This is a genomic window from Winogradskya humida, from assembly GCF_016862215.1.
Lineage (GTDB): Bacteria > Actinomycetota > Actinomycetes > Mycobacteriales > Micromonosporaceae > Actinoplanes > Actinoplanes humidus.
Genome location: NZ_BOMN01000091.1, coordinates 13,309 through 30,741 on the forward strand (window position 1 = coordinate 13,309; position 17,433 = coordinate 30,741).

Here is a 17,433-nt window from a genome sequence, read left to right on the forward strand (position 1 = left end):
CATCATCGGGTCGTCACCGGCGATGCCGGCTTCGGGGTCGCTGTCCGGCGGGCCGCCGCGCCGTTCCGGTTGTTCACCTGCTGGATCACCCACAACAGGAACGCGAAGAGCAGTACTCCACGCATGGCCGCCGGGTAGTACGCCGGCCCCTTCTCATAGCTCAAGGCACAAAGCGTCAGCCCCAGCCCCAGAATCATCCGCAGCGGCGACGCCCGGTCGAGGATCCACCTGTCCACGACCGCCCACACCATCCCGATCAACACCGCGATCAGGACAAGTCCCAGCGGGCCGTAATAGCTGACGATCGTGCCGAACAGACCCGGCAGATAGTCCACGGTCAGGGGCAACCCGTACCGTTCCATCAGGTAGACCTCTTCGCTCCGATCGCGCAGCGGGGTATCGATCTTCGTCGGATAGAGAAGGCTGGGAACGGCCAGCAGAAGGTCGTTCTTCACGGTGGTGAGGCCGACAGTCTCGGCGCCGCGGCTCAGGCTCTCGGTGACGATTGCCCCGAACGCATTGCCATCGAAGCGGTAGACGACGTCGTCAAGGACGGCACCGTCCGCTCTGGGCAGATTCTCCACACCCTGGGCCACCGCCAAGATCCGGCCCGTCAGATCTCCCCCCGAGGCGAAGGCATCCCGGCCGACCGCGGCACGGGCCGACGAGATCGCCATGGCCAGGAACGCCAGAGCCAGCACCGTGGACGTGAGCTGCTTGCGGGTCGGCCGGACGCCGCACACAGCGGCTCCGTAGAGCGACAGAACACATGCGATCACGACAGCCATGCGCTGCCCGGCCAGGGCGATGAGGCCGCCCTGGACGACGAAGAGCGGAAGCATCCACCGGGTGCCGTACCGCGCGATCAGGGCCGCGCCGCAGATCCCGACGAGAAGGACGTAGAACTGCTCGGTCAGACCCGCGAGGGCGTAGCCGGTCTGCGTCACCCCGTTCGACGTCGTCGTCTGTGCCGTCTCCCCACGACCGGTGAGTGCGGTGATCATCAGAGGAACGATCGATATCAGCAACCAGCGGAGCTTGAGGTCGCGCAGGTATCCGGCCGGGTCGGCCGGTGCACCGTGCGGGAGTCCGGTTCGCCGGCCGGCCAACCGGAGCGATCCGACATAGCCGACCGCGAACAGCAGGATCGCCGCCGACACCAGCAGCACCCAGTTGTCGATGGCATCCTGTCTGACCAGGTACCGGTAACTGTGCTCACGGCCCGGGAACAAGCTCTGCATGAGCTCGGTGACGCCTTGGTAGATGACGGCGACGGTGAGCAGCATCGCCCCGGTGTGCCGGAGCCACTGTCCCCGGATGGTGACGTGCACGAGCCAGAGAGCCAGGAGTTGTAGCAACAGGCCGATCACCACCGACACCGTCATGTCAGCCGCTCCAGAATCGCCGGCATCCGCACGTCGTACGCGTGCTCCGCATGAGCCCGTTTGCTCGCCGCGTCGCCGTACTCCGCGCCGAGCCGCTGATCATCGAAGAGCTCACGGATCCGTTCGGTCAGCTCGTCGAAGGTGCTGTACGGAACCACCTCCCGGTCGAGGTCGAACAGCTCGCCGAGGACAGGACGCCGCTCGCAGAGCACGGCCGCGCCGGCGCCGCTCGCCTCGAACAAGCGGCAGTTCACCCCTGACATCTCCCCGGGATGCAGGTTGTTCAGGACCGCGACCGCCGAGCGGAACACCATGGATTTCTCCTCCCGGTAGACCGACCGGCCGGCATAGAGATCGGGCGGCAACAGCCCCCTGATCCAGCGGGCGGGCGGCCCCCCGTATATGCGAAGCGGCACGCCGGCGGCATGCAAGCGTTGCAGCAGCACCACCCGGCTCGGGTAGATGTTCCCCGCGACCACGACGACGCGTTCGGTCCCGGCGGCTCCGATCGGCCGGTGCCAGCGCGGATTGCAGGCCTCCGGCAGGTAGCCGACCGGCAGCCCGAGGACGTCACGCAACCGTTGCACGAGCAACGGATCCTTGAAGAACATCGCTGAGTACGGGGCGGTCAGCATGCGCTGGCGACCCATGTTGGTCACCGCGTCCGGAAACCACAGGACGACCGGGATCCTGTTACGCCGCAACATGCCGACCACCGCGGGCGGCAGGGAACCGTCAGTGGTGATCACGGCCTGACAACCACTGCGACGGGCGGCGTCCGCCAGGTGACGCTGATATCGGTCTTCCGCCCGCGGGTGCGCGGCGAGTGCCAGATCGGTGAGTCTCGCGCGTACCCGCCCGCCACGCTCCGACCGGACCACGCCGAGGTGCGTCACCTGGTGCCCGAGCCGCACCAGGGCATCGCCGATGTTGTGCAGAAACATGTCCGGCGCGTAGGGACCGATCAGACCGAGGTGCACGAGGGTGCTTCCTTCCGTATCAGTTTCGGGTCCGCGCATGCCGAGGTGACACGCCGCCAAGCCCGGACAGAGCGCGCATCAGCAACACCATCGCCACAGTGGCGGAAACCGTGGTGGCGACGGCCGCACCTCGCGCGCCGTACGGCGGGGTGAGCAGAAACAGCAAGGTGACAGTGAGCGCCGCCGCGACAACCTGGATCCGGGCCACGGCGAGGGGTCGGCGAAGCCCGAGCAGAAGATCGGTGCAGACCTGGTTGCAGGCGAGGAACGCACCACCCGGCGCGAGAATGACGACGAGCAGGACGGCGTTGTGATAGGAACTCCCGAAAACCAGCGGCACTATCCAGGTGGCCAGTCCCGCGAGCGGCACCATCAGGGCGGCACCGATGGCGAGGCTGCCGAGCATCGCGCCGCGCTGCAGCCGTGCGGCATCGGTGTCGGCTGACAGCCGGGCGAGACGCGGGAACGCGACGCTGCCGATCGCCGACACGAGCGGCACCGCCAGCGAGGTGAGGGACACGGCGACCGCGTAGTTGCCCAGGTCCGCCGTGGACGTGACGAGTGACAGCACCACGAGGTCGACCCGCGCGACGATCACAGCGGGCAGGGATCCGGCCAATTGACCCAGGCCGTATCGAACCAGCGGGCGGGCACGTTCCAGGCGGATCCGGCCGCCGGTCAGCCCGGCCCGCCTGCAGACCTCGTAGGCCACCACCGCCTGGCACAGCACCGTGCCCGCGAGCCCGGCGAGCAACGTTCCCAGGGTCAGCCGGCCGGCGGCGTTCAACAGCAGGATCACGGCCAGGTAAAGCAGTGGCTGCAGGAATCGGATCACGTTCCATCGGGCGATGCTGGTGGCCTGCAGGCTGAAGACGTAACCGGCGCCGAGAAGACTGACCAGGCAGGCCACGACCATCAGGCGATAGCCACTGAGCAGGCCGGCGCTCCCGGACGCGAGCCACGGCGCGGCCAGCAGGCCGACAACGAGCGTCGCCGCACCACTCACTGCCAGGATCGTCCGGGTAGTGGCCAGGTAGTCCCTGGCCCGGGCCGGCTCGTGCGATACGTGATACGTGATCGACGCCGTCTGGCCCAGCTCACCGATGGTGAGCATGATGCCGAACCACGCCGTCACCGCCGCGTACTCGCCGCGTGTTCCGGGCCCCAGCGATCGTGCGATGACGACGCCGGCGACGCCGGCTGCCGCCAGCGAGCCGATGTTGCTGGCGGCTGTGGTGGCCATGTCCCGCCAGATTCCCGGCATCCGGAAGCGGCGCAGCCCGGCGAGGACAACCGCCGTCATCGGCCGGGCGAGCGCTGCGGTACCGGCTCCCGGCGGGCAGTGAACGTCAGGTTATGGGTGACTATGTGTCCGCGCAGCTGCCCGGTCTCCGCGGCGAGCGACAGCTTCAGCATCCCGCTGATCGGTTTCCAGAGCGCGGCGCGGACGGCGCTCGTCAAACCGTGGGCCGGTGGCGGGCAGGCGAACACCCGGACCGTGGCGAAACCGGCCGCCGCGGCGAGCTGCCGAACGCTGCGCTGCGTGAACCAGGTCCGGTGGGTGATGTCACCGAACATAAGGTGCCCGCCGGTGGGGCTCACCGCGTTCGGGACCCTCGCGATGAACACGCCGCCCGGCCGCAGCGCCCGGCTGACCTCGTCGAAGGTGCGCAGGATCTCGTCGGCGCCGAGATGTTCCAGCACATCGGTGGCGATCACCGCGTCCCAGGCGGAGTCGGCAGTACCGAGACGGGCGTGGAAGTCGCCCAGTCGTACCTGGCTCAGGCCGGCGGCGTGGGCGAGCGCCACCTGTTCGGCGCTCACGTCCACGCCCTCGGCGGCGAAGCCATCCGCCGACAACAGCCGTACCAGTTCGCCCTGTCCGGAACCGATGTCGAGCACCGTGGCGCCCGCGGCTCCGGCCGGTAGGCAAGGCCGGATGTCACGCCGGTAGATGAACCTGGTGCTGCTGCCGTCGGCAGGTCCGGTGTGGGTGGACACGTACGCCTGATACATCCGCTCGTCGAGAGCACTCATCCGGTTACCTGCTCCCTGTGAGGTCGATGTCATGCCGGCCCTGACATGACCGCACTCCGCCGGTGCAGCACCGCGTCGTAGACATCTAGGAAACGTCGCAAGCCGGCATCTGCCGAGAATTCCGCCACGCAGCGTGCCCGGCCTCGGAGACCGGCCCGGCTGCCGCCGCTGTCCAGAGCGATCTCCACCTTGTCCGCGACCGCCTTCACGACATCGGGGGTCGCAGGCTCCACGAGCCAGCCGGTCTCGCCGTCGATGACGGTCTCCCGCGTCCCGTGGGTGGCGGTGGCCACCACCGGAAGGCCGCACGCCATGGCCTCGAGGACGGCGATCCCCAGGCCCTCCTCGGCGGAGGTCTGCAGGAAGATCGAGGCCTGCTGGTAAAGCCGGACCAGATCCACCCGGGTGACGTCGGCGCAGACCCGGATCCGGCCGGTCAGTCCGAGCCGGTGGATGAGGTGACCCAGCGCCGGAGGGATCGAGCCGTAACCTGCCAGGATCAACGGTGGCGAGGCTCCCCTCCGCTCCACAAGGTGGCCGTACGCCCGCACCATCAGCTCCAGGTTCTTACGCGAATCGTTCAGGCGGCAGACCGTGAGCAGGGGCCCGTCATGACACCACCCGGAAGCGGCCGGCACGAACGTGCCGGTATCGATGCCCGGTGCCACTTTCCAGGCCCGCGGGTGACCACCGGCGTGGACCCGGTCGAGCATCGCGTCGTTCTCGACCAGGACCACGTCGGCCCCGCCTAACGCGGCGGATTCGATCCGGCTGGTGAGGGCGGTCATCAGCTCGCGCCATCTCCGCAGCGCGAAGCCCGACTCCGATCCGGTCACCGCGCGCTCCCACGCCGCGGTCGTCGCGACCTGGACAACCACCGGCCGACCGCAGCCGAGTACGGGGGCAGCCCAGGCCGGCGACCCGGCAACGACCTGAATCAGGTCGTACCCCCGTAGGGTCTCGGTCAGCTCTCGTCGCCGGTGGTATCGCATGACCTCGACTTCGACGGCGTTCGCGCCCCAATTCTGGTGCGGCACCGGGTGCCGGCCTTCACCTCGCAGGCTCGGGCGCCGCCAGGAGGACGGGCTGGTGAGGCGGCGGCTGGCGGGGTCCGTCCGGGAGGTGGCGAGGTCGTGGATGTCGACGCTGTATCCGCCGTGGGCAGTGAGGCTCTCCTGGAGCCATTGGGCGATGGTGGGCACGCCGCCGCCCAGTGCGAAGCCGTGGGTGACGAGCGCGATCCTGGTCATCGGTCACCTGCCCCGGGATCGTCGTGCAGGACCGGGGCCGGGTCCAGGGAGGTCAGCCAGGAGTTCAGCGCGGTGAGGGACCAGGCCCGGGACCAGGCCGTGCGGCCGGACCGCCAGGCAGCCATGATCTCGTCGATGCCCCGGGGGTCCAGGATGGCGCGGAGCGGTGCCTCCGGTGACGCCACGGCCTGTACCGCCGGGGACAGGGGGCCGGTTCGCATCCACCCGTCCATCGGCAGATGGAAGCTCTTCTTACGGCCCCGGGCGATCGGGTCCAGCTCGGCGCTGCCGAGTGCCCGGGCGAAGCCTCGTTTACCCACTCCCCGGCGCCGGTCGACGGACAGTGCCACCCGGGCGAACTCGACATCGACGAACGGCACCCGCATCTCCACCGACCATGCCATTGAGAACGCGTCGGTGTCCGGGAGCAGGGTGCCGCCGAGATACCGGTCGATCTCGCTCTGGGCGAGGGCTCCGGCTGAGCCGTCCCGGTCCGCCGCGCCCGGTCGGGGCTCCGGCGCCGCCCAGGGCGCCAGGGCCCGGATCTGCTCGTCCATCAGCACCCGCCGGGTGAGCCGGCCCAGCCCGTCCGAGCTGCGGGGGCCGGCCGGGCCGAGCAGGTTCGCCAGTTTGGCGTTCCCTCCGCGGTAGAGCCCGGCGGCGAGGTGGGTGGCGTGCACCGCGTCGCCGGCCCTCAGCAGGGGGAGATAGCGAAGAAGTTTGAATGACGGATATCCGGCCAGCATCTCGTCGCCGCCCGTGCCGCTGAGCGCCGCGCGTCTGCCCAGTGCCGCGACCGCCCGGCTGACGAGGAACACGTTCAGGCCGTCGACGGACGGCCTTTGCATGGCGGCGAAATAGCGGGCGACAAGCTCGGCGTCGGGTGTGGCCGACGCGACTTCGTGGTCGTGGCCGAATCGCCGGGCCAGCCGTGCCGCACCGGGCGACTCGGAGGTGCCGCTGCCCATGTCGACGGTCACACACGTGACGTCGGTGCCGAGTTCCGCGCAGGCCCAGGCCAGCGCGCCCGAGTCGAGACCCGAGGAGAGCAGCAGGGCCATCGGTACGTCGCTGAGCAGATGCAAGGACACCGACTCCAGGAACGCGGCCCGCAGCTGTCCGTGGCCGGCACCGGCCGGATGGACGAGCGGGTCGGCCCGCACCACGCCGGCGGTGCGGCTGAGGTTCGCGTCCCACTGGATCCAGCCGTTGGCCGGGACGCTCTGGATCTCGGTGAACGGCGACTGGTCACGGCCCATGGCACCGAACATGAGGTAGTGACGTAGGGCCGCACGGCTCAGCCGGGGACGCGGCACGAGGTCCGCCAGCGGCCGGACCTCCGACGCGAGCACGAGTCCCTCGGGCATCCGCAGCCAGTACAGCGGTTTGACGCCGAAGGTGTCCCGGGCCAGGGTGACCGTCCGCCGCACCGTGTCGTAGATCGCCATCGCGAACATTCCGCGGAGCTCGGCGAACATCGCGGTGCCGAGCCGCTGCCAGAGTTCGGGCAGGATCGCGCCGTCGCACCGGCCCGGGGACGTGAGGCCGTGGGTGCGGCGTAGCTCGTCATGGTTGTAGATCTCGCCGTTGAAGACGACCGACACCGACCCGTCAGCCGTGGTGAACGGCTGGTGGCCGCCGTCGGTCAGATCCATCACGGCGAGCCGGGTCTGTCCCAGCACCGCGTTGGCGCCGGACCACAATCCGGTGTCGTCCGGGCCGCGATGGTGCTGCCGCACGTTGAGGCGCCGCACCGTGGTCAGGCTTTCGCCGCCCGGGTGCGGGGTGATCACGCCGGCGATGCCGCACATGACGCCGTCCTCTCCCGGATCAGGTCCAGAACGTTGCGATCGTTGTTTCCGGCGTGCCAGGCGCGGTACGCGGCACCGGCGGTCTCCCGGGCCTGTAACCGCTGGTCACTGGTCATGGTGGCAACCCGGTGGAGTTCGGCGCTGAGTTCCGCGACGGTCCCCTCGCGCAGGACAACGCCACCACCGGCACGCAGCACCGCGCTCCACGACGTGGCGTCCGAGCAGATCACCGGGCAGGACGCCGACAGGCTTTCCGCTATCACGTGCCCGAAATTCTCACCGCGGGTCGGGAAGACGAAGGCGTCGTAGCCCGCGAACGTGCTGCGAACCTCGTCCGGGGCCAGGAGGCCGCAATAGCGGACCACAACGTTGTCGCCGAGACGGTCAATCATCTGGCGGCAGCGGTTCCAGTAGGGACCGTCCTCCACGGGCCCGTAGATGTCGAACCTCACCGGCGCGGACAGGGCACCCAGCGCCTCGAGCGTCAGGTCCAGGTTCTTCATCGGAGATATCCGGCCGATGTACGCCAGCCGTGCAGTGCGGCCACCGGGCCTGGCCGTCATCGGCTCCCCCGGGAGCGCGACCTGGTTCAGGCTGATCTCGACGTCGGCCCAGGGGTAGACCGCACGGATATCGTCCGCTTCCCGGCTGGTGGAGGCATGCCAGAGCACCCCTGCCCGTTTCACAAGCCGGCCCCAGAGAAGCAGGAAGAGCTGCTTCTTGGCGGCCTTCAGAGCCAGGGCTCCCCGGGCGAACTCACCACGTGGTGCGATCAGAAGCCGCCGCGGGCGTACCAGGCGGAGGTGGGCGGCCAGGATCGGCGCCAGGGTGAATCGCGGCGAGAAGAAGCTGTTGACGTACATGAGGTCGAAGGTGACGGTCCGCAGGTCCTGCCAGAGCCTCAGCCATTGCAGGGGAGCCCGGGTGTTCAGGTAGTAGACGCTGGTCCGGCCGCGGGTGATCCATCGTCCGGACAGTCCGGGGTAGGGTTCGGAGGTGCCGAGGTCGCGGTCACTGGTGATCAGGACCGCGTCGATGTCGCCGGGCAGCGTGTCGAGGATCTGGGCCAGCGAGCGGACCGGGCCGCCGCCGCGGAAGCCGGGTTCGAAGACGCCGCAGGTCATCAGGACCCGGTAGCGGTCGTCGGTCATCGGCGGATCCCGGCCCAGTCGTGGTGGCGGCGGACGGTGGAGAGGATGAAGCGGACGACTCGGTCCGAGGTGTCCGGGATCTCGTAGTCGGCTGGGCAGGCGGCGCGTCGGGAGGTTGCCACGTCGATGGCTTCGAGGAGGCCGGCGGGGTCCAGGCCGGTCATGATGGTGACGCCCGTGTCGAGGGCTTCGGGGCGTTCGATGGATTCGCGCAGGGAGACGGCGGGGAAGCCCAGGATCGCGGATTCCTCGCTGATCGTGCCGCTGTCCGACAGTGTGCAGCGGGCTTGTAGTTGCAGGTGGACGTAGTCGAAGAAGCCGAAGGGCGGGTGGAACGTCAGGCCGTTGAGCAGTTCCGGGTCCGTCGTGGCACGTTTAAGGCGGTCACGGGTACGCGGGTGCGTCGACACCAGTACCGGAAGGCCCCACTTCTCGCGTACGGCGTGCAGGCAGCCGAGTAGCCGGGCGAGGCGGGCGGGGTCGTCGACGTTCTCCTCGCGGTGGGCGCTGACGACGAAGTAGCCGCCCGGTTCGAGGCTGAGGCGGTCGAGGACCGGGCTCGCGTCGATGCGGGGGCGGTAGTGGTCGAGGACCTCGCGCATCGGGGAGCCGGTGTGCAGGATGCGGCGGGGGTGGAGGCCTTCGGCGAGCAGGTTGCGGCGGGCGTGTTCGGTGTAGACCAGGTTGAAGTCGCTGACGTGGTCGACGAGGCGGCGGTTGGTCTCCTCGGGGACGTTCTGGTCGAAGCAGCGGTTGCCCGCTTCCATGTGGTAGACCGGCACCTTCATGCGGCGGGCCATCAGCGCGGCGATGCAGCTGTTCGTGTCGCCGAGCACGAGCAGGGCGTCGGGGCGCACCTCCTCGAGGGCCTTCTCCACACCGGTGAGGACGCCGGCGAGGACCGTGCCGAGGGAGGTCGTGTCGACGGCGAGGTTGCGGGACGGCTTGGGGAGTTCGAGCTCGTCGAAGAAGACGTCGCTGAGAGCCGGGTCCCAGTTCTGGCCCGTATGGACGAGGGTGTGCTCGACGGTGCGGTCCAGGGTGACCAGCACGCGGGAGAGCCGGATGAGTTCGGGGCGGGTGCCCACCACGGTCATCACGCGGGTCATCGGGCTACCCCCACCAGCATGTCCTCGAGCTGGTCGAGGCCGGCCCGGCGGGACATCCGGGCGCGGTAGGTGTCCAGGGCGTTGCGGCCCATCTCGGCGCGGGCCGACGGTGACAGGGCCGCTGCCTGCCGGAACCGGGCTGCCAGTGCCTGCCAGTTCTCCGGCGGGCAGGCGAGGCCGGCGCCGCTGCCCTCGACGAGTGCGGCGGAGTCGCCGGGGACGGAGACCAGGACCGGGGAGCCGCAGGACAGCGCGGCGGGCAGTTTCGAGGGGATCGTGCCGCGGAAGATCGGCAGGTCCTTCAGCGTGACGAGCTGGTAGTCGGCCGCGGCGTAGAGGGCCGCCATCTCGTCGACCGGCAGGCGGCCCAGGAAGCGGACGTTGTCGGCGCCGAGGCTGGCGGTCAGGGTGCGGGCGTCGCTCTCGCCGATCCCGGAGCCGGCCAGGACCAGGTCGACGTCGTCGCGGGCCGCGGACGCCGCGCGGATCGAGTCGCCGATGTTCTGGAACGGGCCCATCGCGCCGGCGTACATGATCGTGCAGCGGTCGCGGTGACCGAGCCGGGCGCGGGCCGCGGGGTCGACGCCGACCGGGCGGAAGAGGGATTCGTCGGCCCAGTTGAGCACGACCCGTACGCGCGAAGCCGCAGCACCGCGCGCGACGACCAGGTCCCGCATCGACGGCGCGATGACGGCGATGGCCGACGCCATCCGATAGGTCTGCCGCATGGCCGCGTGCAGCACCGAGCCGGCAAGCCGTCCGGCAGCGCCCCCGGGGAGCATGCCCGAGGACGTCACCGACTCCGGCCAGATGTCCTGGACGTGGATGACGACCGGGATCCCCCGCACCAGGCGCAGCAGGGCCGGGGCCGCGAACGCCGTCGCCGGGGTCAGGTAGACGTAGACGACGTCGGCCGCGCCCAGGTAGCTCAGCGCGGCGGCGGCGCTGCTGGCCGCGAAGGACAGGTAGTTGGCCGCGCGGCGGGTGCCGGAGCGGTCGTGGCTCGGGTAGAGCGGCACCCGGCGTACGGTCACGCCTTCGATCGTCGCCGTGTCGTGGCGGCGCTGCCGGTATCCGGGGTAGAGCTTGCCCGCCGGGTATGTGGGGTAGCCGGTCAGCACCCGGACCCGGTGCCCGCGCGCGACCAGTCCCGTGGCGAGGTCGGCGGGGATGTACGCGGGTTCCGGCGGGTACCACTGGCTGACTATGCCGATCTTCACGCCACCACCCGTTCCGGGAACGTGTCGGGCTGTCCCGGGTCGAAGACCTCGTTGGACCAGAAGAGGGTCAGCAGATCGGAGTCGCCGATGTTGGTGATGCTGTGCGCCCACATCGCGGGCATGTCAACGAAGGCGGGGCGCTCACCGCGTACCCGGAAAGTGTGGATGTCGTCGTGCAGCACCCGGCGTACCCGGATGAGTGCCTCGCCGCGCAGAACCAGGAAGCGCTCCACCTTGGCCAGGTGGAAATGTTCGCCGCGGGTGATCCCGGGGTTGGTGGTGGAGACGAACGTCTGGCCGCCGCCGCCGTGCACCTTGACCGCCTCGACCAGGTCGCCGCGGGTGTCGCTGTGGCACGGCAACGGGAACGGCGTGGTGGCCGGGAAGAGGTGCGAGCGGTAGGTGTTGAACAGCCGCACGTCGAAGCGGCTGGTCAGCGACGGGATCTCCCCCACCGCGTAGCGCGCGGCCATCTCCCGCAGCCGGTCGAGCAGGTCGCCCACGCCGCACCGGGTCGGGCCGGCGGCGGGCAGCCCGGCCAGCAGCGCCGCGGCGTCGGTGGCGTGCAGCAGGTCCAGCGGCCGGTCCTGGTCGACGCGCGGCGTGTTGCCGTCGGCGAGCTCCCGGCAGAACGTCGCCACGACCGAGTTGTAGTACGGCCGGCCGTGCTCCCCGAACAGGTTCGGCAGCCGGACGTCCTCGAAGCGGGACCCGGACCATTCGGTGGCCTCGGCGAGCGTGGCGGCTGCGGCTGCCTTCCCGTCACCGTACGCAGTGCCGTTGCCGGCCTGGATCGAGTTCGCGAACACGACGGTCTTCGGCGGTGTCGCGCACCGCCGCAGTCCCGCCGCGAGCTGATCGGCGAGTTCGCGGTTGCCGAGGTCCGCCTCGCCCCGGTTGACGCCGGCGACGTGCAGCACCCGGTCGGCACCGCTGAGCAGCCCGGCGAGCAGGTCGGGGCGGCACAGGTCGGCGCGGGTGACGGCGATCGGGTCGGGCAGGCCGTGCGCGCGGGCCAGGACCCGGACGTGCCAGCCGAGGAAGCCGCTCGCGCCGGTGAGGATCAGCGGGGACGTCATCCGGCCGCCACCAGGGTGCCGAGCTCCGCGCGGATCTCCGGGAGGGTGAGCAGCAGGGCCTCGATCTCCGGTACGTCGAGCCGTGGCGCGTTCGCGGAGTTGAAGTCGAACAGCCGCTCGGTCCCCTGGTCGCCCTGCTCGACGTACGGCGCGTAGTTCAGGTCCCGGGTGTCCAGTGGCACCCGGAAGAACTCGCCGAGGTCCTGGGCGTGCCGGAGCTCCTCGCGGCTGGCGAGGGTCTCGTCCATCTTCTCGCCGTGCCGGATGCCGAGGATCTCGAGCTTCGGGGTGACACCGAACAGGTTGCCGAGGGCGAGCGCGAGGTCCCCGATGGTGCAGGCGCTGGCCTTGCGGATGAACACATCGCCCGGTACGGCACCCGTGAACGCCCGCTCGACCAGCTCCACCGATTCCGCGAGGGACATCAGGAACCGGGTCATCGCGGGGTCGGTGACGGTCAGCGGGCGGTTGGTGCGCAGCTGCTCCACGAACAGCGGGATGACCGAGCCACGCGAGTACATGACGTTGCCGTACCGCACGCAGGAGACCGTGGTGGGCGAGTCCGGGCTGGTCCGGGCGTGCGCCTGGGCCACCTTCTCCATCAGTGCCTTCGTCATGCCCATCGCGTTGACCGGGTAGACGGCCTTGTCGGTGCTGAGCAGCACGAGCGACCCGACGCCGTTGCGCTCGCAGGCCTCGACGACGTTGGCGCTGCCCAGCACGTTGGTACGCAACGCCTCGAGCGGGAAGAACTCGCACGACGGCACCTGTTTGAGGGCCGCGGCGTGGAACACGAACTCCACACCGCGGGTCGCCTTGCGCACGGTGTCGCGGTCCCGGACGTCACCGACGTAATAGCGCACCCGGTCGTCGCGCAGGCGGCCGCGCATCTGGTCCTGCTTGGCCTCGTCACGGCTCAGCACGCGGATCTCCGCGGCGCCGGCGGCGAGCAGGTGGCCGACCATCGCCTGTCCGAACGAGCCGGTGCCGCCGGTGATGGCGAAGCGGCGGCCGGAGAGCGGGACGGGCACGGGTGCCTCCCTTTCGATGGGCGAAAGAGCCTGTAAACGCATTATGCGGACTTGACGGCTTCGTGTCCCTAAAATCCATTTTGTTACTGAGGAGGAGCGCGTGACACAAGGCCGTAGGCGTCGTTCGGGGCGCCGTCATGTCCGCAGAGCGCTGGCCGCTGCGCTGGTGGTGGTGGTCGCGGGCGCCGGGGGGACGGCGTGGGCCGGGATGCGGGCGCGCAGTTCCCAGGACCACCTGCAGGAGGCGGCCGTCCTCGTACGCCAGCTCCGCGCGCAGTTGCAGACCGGCGACCCGGCAGCCACCGCGACGCTCGCCGCATTGCAGAGCGAGACGCGCGCGGCCCGCAACGACGTGCACGACCCCGTCTGGCAGGCGGGCACCCGGTTCCCCGTGGCGGGTGACGACCTCGCCGCCGTGCGGACCGTCGCCGACGCCCTGGACGACTTCGCCCGCGACGGCTTGCCCCCGCTCGTGGAGACGGCCGGCTCGGTCCGCCTCGACACCCTCGCGCCCCGCAACGGCCGGATCGACCTCGAACCGATCGAGCGGGCAGCGCCGAAGCTCGCCGCGGCGGACGCGGCGCTGCGCCGGGCCCGGGAACGGGTCGACACCATCGCCGTGGACGGGCTGGTCGGCCAGGTCCGGACGGCGGTGACCGGGTTGCGCGACGATCTGCGGCGGGCCTCCTCGCTGACCGCCATCGCCGCGCGCAGCTCGGCTCTGGTGCCGCCGATGCTCGGGAGCGCCGGGCCGCGTACCTATCTGGCACTGTTCCAGAACCTCGCCGAGGTCCGGGCCACCGGCGGGATGCCCGGCGCCTACGTGGTGATCACGGCGGACGAGGGCCGGATCACGATCACCGACCAGGGCTCGGCCGCGGCGGACCTGCGTACGTTCGCCAAGCCGGTCCTGGCGCTGACGGCGACGGACCGGGCGCTCTACACCGACAAGATGGCCACGTTTCCCGCCGACATCAACGTGTCGCCGGACTTCCCCACCGCGGGACGGCTGGCCCGGGAGATGTACCGGCGGCGGACCGGCACGACTGTGGACGGCGTCTTCGCGACCGACCCGGTGGCGCTCTCCTACCTGCTGGGCGCTGTCGGCAAGGTGAGCGTGCCCGGCGGCAAGGACCTGACCGCCGCGAACGTGGTCTCCGTGCTGCTGTCCGAGACGTACCTGTCGAAGTCCGCACCCCAGGAGCAGGACGCGTATTTCGCCGCCGCTGCCACAGCGGTGTTCGAGGCGGTGGTGGCACGGCCGCTGAAACCCGCCGCGATGCTGAACGCGCTGACCCGGGCGACCGCCGAGCGCCGGTTGCTCGTCTGGAGCGCGCATCCGGCGGAGAACGAGTTGCTCGCGGGCAGCGCCCTGGCGGGAGTGCTGCCGGCCAGCGACGGCACCGAGCCGACCGTTGGGGTCTTCCTCAACGACGGCAGCGGGGCGAAGCTCGGCTACTACCTGACGCAGCGGGCCGCCCTTAAGGTCACGCCGAGGTGCCGGCGCGACGGGCGGCGGGAGATGACGCTCAAGGTCACGCTCGGGTCGGCGGTGCCGGAGTCGGGGCTGCCGGAGGCTGTGACGGGGCTGGCGCTGGCCGGGGATCCGTACACCGTGCGTACCAATGTGTCGGTCTACAGCTCGACCGGGGGCAGCATCGTGGGGATGCGGCTGGACGGGTCTGCCGCGGCGTTCGGGTCCGGGACCGACCGGCGGCGCTCCGTGGGGATCGTGACCGTGGATCTTCGGCCGGGCCAGCGGCGGTCGCTGGAGGTTTCGCTGCTCACCGGCATCCCGGCGGGCGGTTACGGGAAGACTGTGACGCCGCGGTTGCAGACGACGCCGGGGATCACCCCATGGGACCAATCGGTCGATTCGGCGGACGGATGCCCGCAAGCTCGGTAAGTTTTCTCCTGAGCTAATAAACACTTTCATGTGCATCTGTCGTGAATTGTCGGGGGACAACCGTGCGCGTACACCGCATCCTGGGGCTGCTAGTCGCCACCATCACCGCAGTTCTCATTGCGCCGGGGGTCGCGCACGCGGCGCCGTACCCGGTGGATCCGCCGGCCTCCAACGTCTCGGACGGCACCGTGTCGGACGGCGGCACCGTCACCTTCACCGCGTCGGGGTTCATCCCGTTCGAGCGGGTCACGATCACCATCAGCTACGGCGGCGGGAACTCGTCCGCGGCGTTCACGTCGCAGCGTAACGACGGTCTCGTCCTGGCCGCGGTGACGCTGCCCCGGCGCGCGACCATCACCGCCACCGCCGACGCGCAGGGTTCCATCAGCGTCGAGGTTCCCCTGACCGAGGTCGGCACGGCCACGCTGATGGCCACCGGGGTCACCTCCGGCGTCACGATCACCCAGAACGTCAAGGTGCTGGACAGCGATGACAGCGACAACGGCGGAAACGGCGGCGGTGACGACAGCGACGACACCGATAACGACGCGGCGGCGCTGCCCACGACCGGACCGTCGGGCACCCCGCTGCTGATCGCCCTCGCCGGTGGTCTCGGCGCGATCCTGGTCGGTGCCGCCCTGCTCTTCGCGACCCGGTCCCGCCGGCGCGGCAGCCTCTGACAGCCATACACGAAAGCGGGGCCCGGTCATGTGACCGGGCCCCGCTTTCGTATGTCCGCTTTAGTTGGGACGCTCCCGGCGCACGGTCGCCTTGCGGCCGCGGATCGTGGCCCGGCGCAGGGCCGCGATGACCATGTCGGCGGACCGTTCCGGGACCTCGACCAGGGTGAAGCGGTCGGAGATCTGGATCTGGCCGATGTCGCGGGCGCTGAGCCCGGACTCCCCCGCGATCGCGCCGACCATGTCCTGCGGGCGCAGGCCGGCCCGCTTGCCGATGCCGAGGAAGAGCCGCGCCGAACCGGCGTTCGCCGGGCGGTTGCCGCCGGGACGGCCACGCCGCTCGTCCGGGCCCCGGTCGTCGTGGCGGGCGCCACGGTCCCGGCTGCCCTTGTCGCGCGCGCTGCGCGCCACCGACGGGATCTCGACGTCGTCGCCGTCGCCGCCGGATGCCTCGTGCAGCATCTTGATCGCCGCCAGCACCACGGTCTCGAGGTCGTGCTCCTCGGTCAGCTTGCCGAGCACCCCGCGGAAGCGGTCCAGGTCGGCGGCGCCGAGGTGCTCCTCGATCGCCTCACGGGTCTGCTCCTGCCGGCGGGCCCGCAGGTCGGCCACCGTCGGCACGTTCTCGATGGCGATCGGCTGGCGGGTGAGCCGCTCGATCGCGGCGATCATGCGCTGCTCACGCGGCTCGGCGAGGGTGATCGCGGCGCCCTCACGCCCGGCCCGGCCGACCCGGCCGATCCGGTGGACGTACGCCTCCGGCGCAGACGGCACGTTGTAGTTGACGACGTGCGTCAACTGCTCGATGTCGAGACCGCGCGCGGCGACGTCGGTGGCGACCAGCAACTGCGTGGCGCCGTTGCGCAACCGCCCCATGACCCGGTCACGCTGGTCCTGGCTGAGCCCGCCGTGCAGCGCCTCCGCCCGGTAGCCCCGGCCGTTGAGCAGCTCGGTGAGCTCGTCGACCTCCTCGCGGGTGCGGCAGAACACGATCGCGGCCTTCGGCGCCTCGATGTCGAGCACCCGGCCGAGCGCGGCCGGCTTGTGCGCGCGGGCGACGAGGTAGACGCTCTGGCGGACCTTGGGCATCTCGCCCGGCGCGGTGGTCGCGCGACCCATCTGGATCCGCACGGGATCGCTCATGTGCTGGCGGGCGATCGTCTCGATGCGCGCCGGCATGGTCGCGGAGAACAGCACGGTCTGGCGCTCGTCGGGGGTCTCGGCGAGGATCGCCTCGATGTCCTCGGCGAAGCCCATGTCGAGCATCTCGTCGGCCTCGTCGAGCACGACGGTGCGCACCCCGGCGAGGTCGATGGTGCCGCGACCGATGTGGTCGAGCACCCGGCCGGGCGTGCCGACGACCACGTCGACGCCCCGCTTCAGGGCGAACAGCTGCCGCCCGATCGGGGTGCCGCCGTAGACGGGCAGGACGCGCACACCGAGCGCGCTGCCGTACTTGTGGACGGCCTGGGAGACCTGCTCGGCCAGCTCGCGGGTCGGCACCAGCACGAGGGCGGCGGGACCCGCGTCGGGCTCGTGGCCCAGGTCGAGGTCGAGGGCGTTGAGCAGCGGCAGCGCGAACGCGGCCGTCTTGCCGGTGCCGGTCGCGGCCTGCCCCAGCACGTCACGCCGGTCCAGCAGCGGAGGGATCGCCTCCCGCTGGATCGGCGTCGGCTCCTCGTACCCCAGACCGGAAAGGGCCTGGAGCAACTCCGGTCGCAACGCCAGACCGGCGAAGCCGAACGGCTCCTCCTCGACGGGGTACTCAGTCATCATCAGCTCCGGGTTCGCGTT

14 protein-coding genes are annotated in these 17,433 nt (G+C 70.5%); 2 read left to right on the plus strand and 12 right to left on the minus strand.

Features of this window, described 5'->3' with window-relative positions:
- Positions 1-2 precede the first annotated feature (2 nt).
- Genes Ahu01nite_RS32330 through Ahu01nite_RS32380 form a run of 11 tightly spaced genes read right to left on the minus strand, consistent with a single transcriptional unit; the run spans position 3 to position 13,053 of the window.
- A complete protein-coding gene (locus Ahu01nite_RS32330) occupies positions 3-1,385 on the minus strand; it encodes a hypothetical protein (RefSeq protein WP_203840486.1) in 1,383 nt (460 codons plus the stop codon).
- The gene (locus Ahu01nite_RS32335) at positions 1,382-2,365 is read right to left on the minus strand and encodes a CgeB family protein (protein WP_203840487.1); all 984 of its coding nucleotides are present in this window, start codon (positions 2,363-2,365) and stop codon (positions 1,382-1,384) included. The genes Ahu01nite_RS32330 and Ahu01nite_RS32335 overlap by 4 nt, the downstream gene beginning before the upstream one ends.
- Before the next feature lie 19 nt (positions 2,366-2,384).
- Complete coding sequence (locus tag Ahu01nite_RS32340; RefSeq protein WP_203840488.1) at positions 2,385-3,668, minus strand: oligosaccharide flippase family protein; 1,284 nt, start codon at positions 3,666-3,668, stop codon at positions 2,385-2,387.
- Positions 3,665-4,402: a class I SAM-dependent DNA methyltransferase gene (locus Ahu01nite_RS32345; RefSeq protein WP_203840489.1), complete on the minus strand. Its 738-nt coding sequence runs from the start codon at positions 4,400-4,402 to the stop codon at positions 3,665-3,667. Before Ahu01nite_RS32345 ends, Ahu01nite_RS32340 begins: the two co-directional genes overlap by 4 nt.
- A 29-nt stretch (positions 4,403-4,431) precedes the next feature.
- Complete coding sequence (locus Ahu01nite_RS32350; protein WP_203840490.1) at positions 4,432-5,652, minus strand: glycosyltransferase family 4 protein; 1,221 nt, start codon at positions 5,650-5,652, stop codon at positions 4,432-4,434.
- The gene (gene asnB, locus Ahu01nite_RS32355; RefSeq protein ID WP_203840491.1) at positions 5,649-7,463 is read right to left on the minus strand and encodes an asparagine synthase (glutamine-hydrolyzing); all 1,815 of its coding nucleotides are present in this window, start codon (positions 7,461-7,463) and stop codon (positions 5,649-5,651) included. The genes Ahu01nite_RS32350 and asnB overlap by 4 nt, the downstream gene beginning before the upstream one ends.
- Entirely contained in the window at positions 7,442-8,614 is a 1,173-nt protein-coding gene (locus Ahu01nite_RS32360) for a glycosyltransferase family 4 protein (RefSeq protein ID WP_203840492.1), read from the minus strand. The genes asnB and Ahu01nite_RS32360 overlap by 22 nt, the downstream gene beginning before the upstream one ends.
- Positions 8,611-9,723, minus strand: coding sequence for a non-hydrolyzing UDP-N-acetylglucosamine 2-epimerase (wecB, locus tag Ahu01nite_RS32365; protein ID WP_203840493.1), 1,113 nt, complete (start codon positions 9,721-9,723; stop codon positions 8,611-8,613). The genes Ahu01nite_RS32360 and wecB overlap by 4 nt, the downstream gene beginning before the upstream one ends.
- A complete protein-coding gene (locus Ahu01nite_RS32370) occupies positions 9,720-10,943 on the minus strand; it encodes a glycosyltransferase family 4 protein (protein WP_203840494.1) in 1,224 nt (407 codons plus the stop codon). Before Ahu01nite_RS32370 ends, wecB begins: the two co-directional genes overlap by 4 nt.
- Positions 10,940-12,022, minus strand: a complete 1,083-nt coding sequence (locus Ahu01nite_RS32375; RefSeq protein ID WP_203840495.1) for a polysaccharide biosynthesis C-terminal domain-containing protein — start codon at positions 12,020-12,022, stop codon at positions 10,940-10,942. The genes Ahu01nite_RS32370 and Ahu01nite_RS32375 overlap by 4 nt, the downstream gene beginning before the upstream one ends.
- Positions 12,019-13,053, minus strand: coding sequence for a polysaccharide biosynthesis protein (locus tag Ahu01nite_RS32380; RefSeq protein WP_275411796.1), 1,035 nt, complete (start codon positions 13,051-13,053; stop codon positions 12,019-12,021). The genes Ahu01nite_RS32375 and Ahu01nite_RS32380 overlap by 4 nt, the downstream gene beginning before the upstream one ends.
- A 100-nt stretch (positions 13,054-13,153) precedes the next feature.
- Between Ahu01nite_RS32380 and Ahu01nite_RS32385 the strand changes: the two genes are divergently transcribed.
- Together Ahu01nite_RS32385 and Ahu01nite_RS32390 are read left to right on the plus strand one after the other, a co-directional pair.
- Positions 13,154-14,959 carry a DUF4012 domain-containing protein gene (locus tag Ahu01nite_RS32385; protein ID WP_203840497.1) on the plus strand — a complete coding sequence of 602 codons (1,806 nt, stop codon included), beginning with the start codon at positions 13,154-13,156 and terminating at the stop codon, positions 14,957-14,959.
- A gap of 62 nt (positions 14,960-15,021) precedes the next feature.
- On the plus strand, positions 15,022-15,639 hold the full coding sequence (locus tag Ahu01nite_RS32390; protein WP_203840498.1) for an LPXTG cell wall anchor domain-containing protein: 618 nt from the start codon (positions 15,022-15,024) through the stop codon (positions 15,637-15,639).
- Positions 15,640-15,699: 60 nt separating this feature from the next.
- On the opposite strand, the gene Ahu01nite_RS32395 is transcribed toward Ahu01nite_RS32390, so the two are convergent.
- Positions 15,700-17,412 (minus strand): DEAD/DEAH box helicase, encoded by a 1,713-nt coding sequence (locus Ahu01nite_RS32395; RefSeq protein WP_203840499.1) that lies wholly within the window; start codon positions 17,410-17,412, stop codon positions 15,700-15,702.
- Between the last annotated feature and the right edge of the window lie 21 nt (positions 17,413-17,433).

Bases quoted from the DNA above. Each gene is read 5' to 3' on its own strand.
- Ahu01nite_RS32330 (WP_203840486.1), bottom strand. From the start codon at position 1,385: ATGACGGTGTCGGTGGTGATCGGCCTGTTGCTACAACTCCTGGCTCTC.
- Ahu01nite_RS32340 (WP_203840488.1), bottom strand. From the start codon at position 3,668: ATGACGGCGGTTGTCCTCGCCGGGCTGCGCCGCTTCCGGATGCCGGGA.
- Ahu01nite_RS32345 (WP_203840489.1), bottom strand. From the start codon at position 4,402: ATGAGTGCTCTCGACGAGCGGATGTATCAGGCGTACGTGTCCACCCAC.
- Ahu01nite_RS32350 (WP_203840490.1), bottom strand. From the start codon at position 5,652: ATGACCAGGATCGCGCTCGTCACCCACGGCTTCGCACTGGGCGGCGGC.
- asnB (WP_203840491.1), bottom strand. From the start codon at position 7,463: ATGTGCGGCATCGCCGGCGTGATCACCCCGCACCCGGGCGGCGAAAGC.
- Ahu01nite_RS32360 (WP_203840492.1), bottom strand. From the start codon at position 8,614: ATGACCGACGACCGCTACCGGGTCCTGATGACCTGCGGCGTCTTCGAA.
- wecB (WP_203840493.1), bottom strand. From the start codon at position 9,723: ATGACCCGCGTGATGACCGTGGTGGGCACCCGCCCCGAACTCATCCGG.
- Ahu01nite_RS32375 (WP_203840495.1), bottom strand. From the start codon at position 12,022: ATGACGTCCCCGCTGATCCTCACCGGCGCGAGCGGCTTCCTCGGCTGG.
- Ahu01nite_RS32395 (WP_203840499.1), bottom strand. From the start codon at position 17,412: ATGACTGAGTACCCCGTCGAGGAGGAGCCGTTCGGCTTCGCCGGTCTG.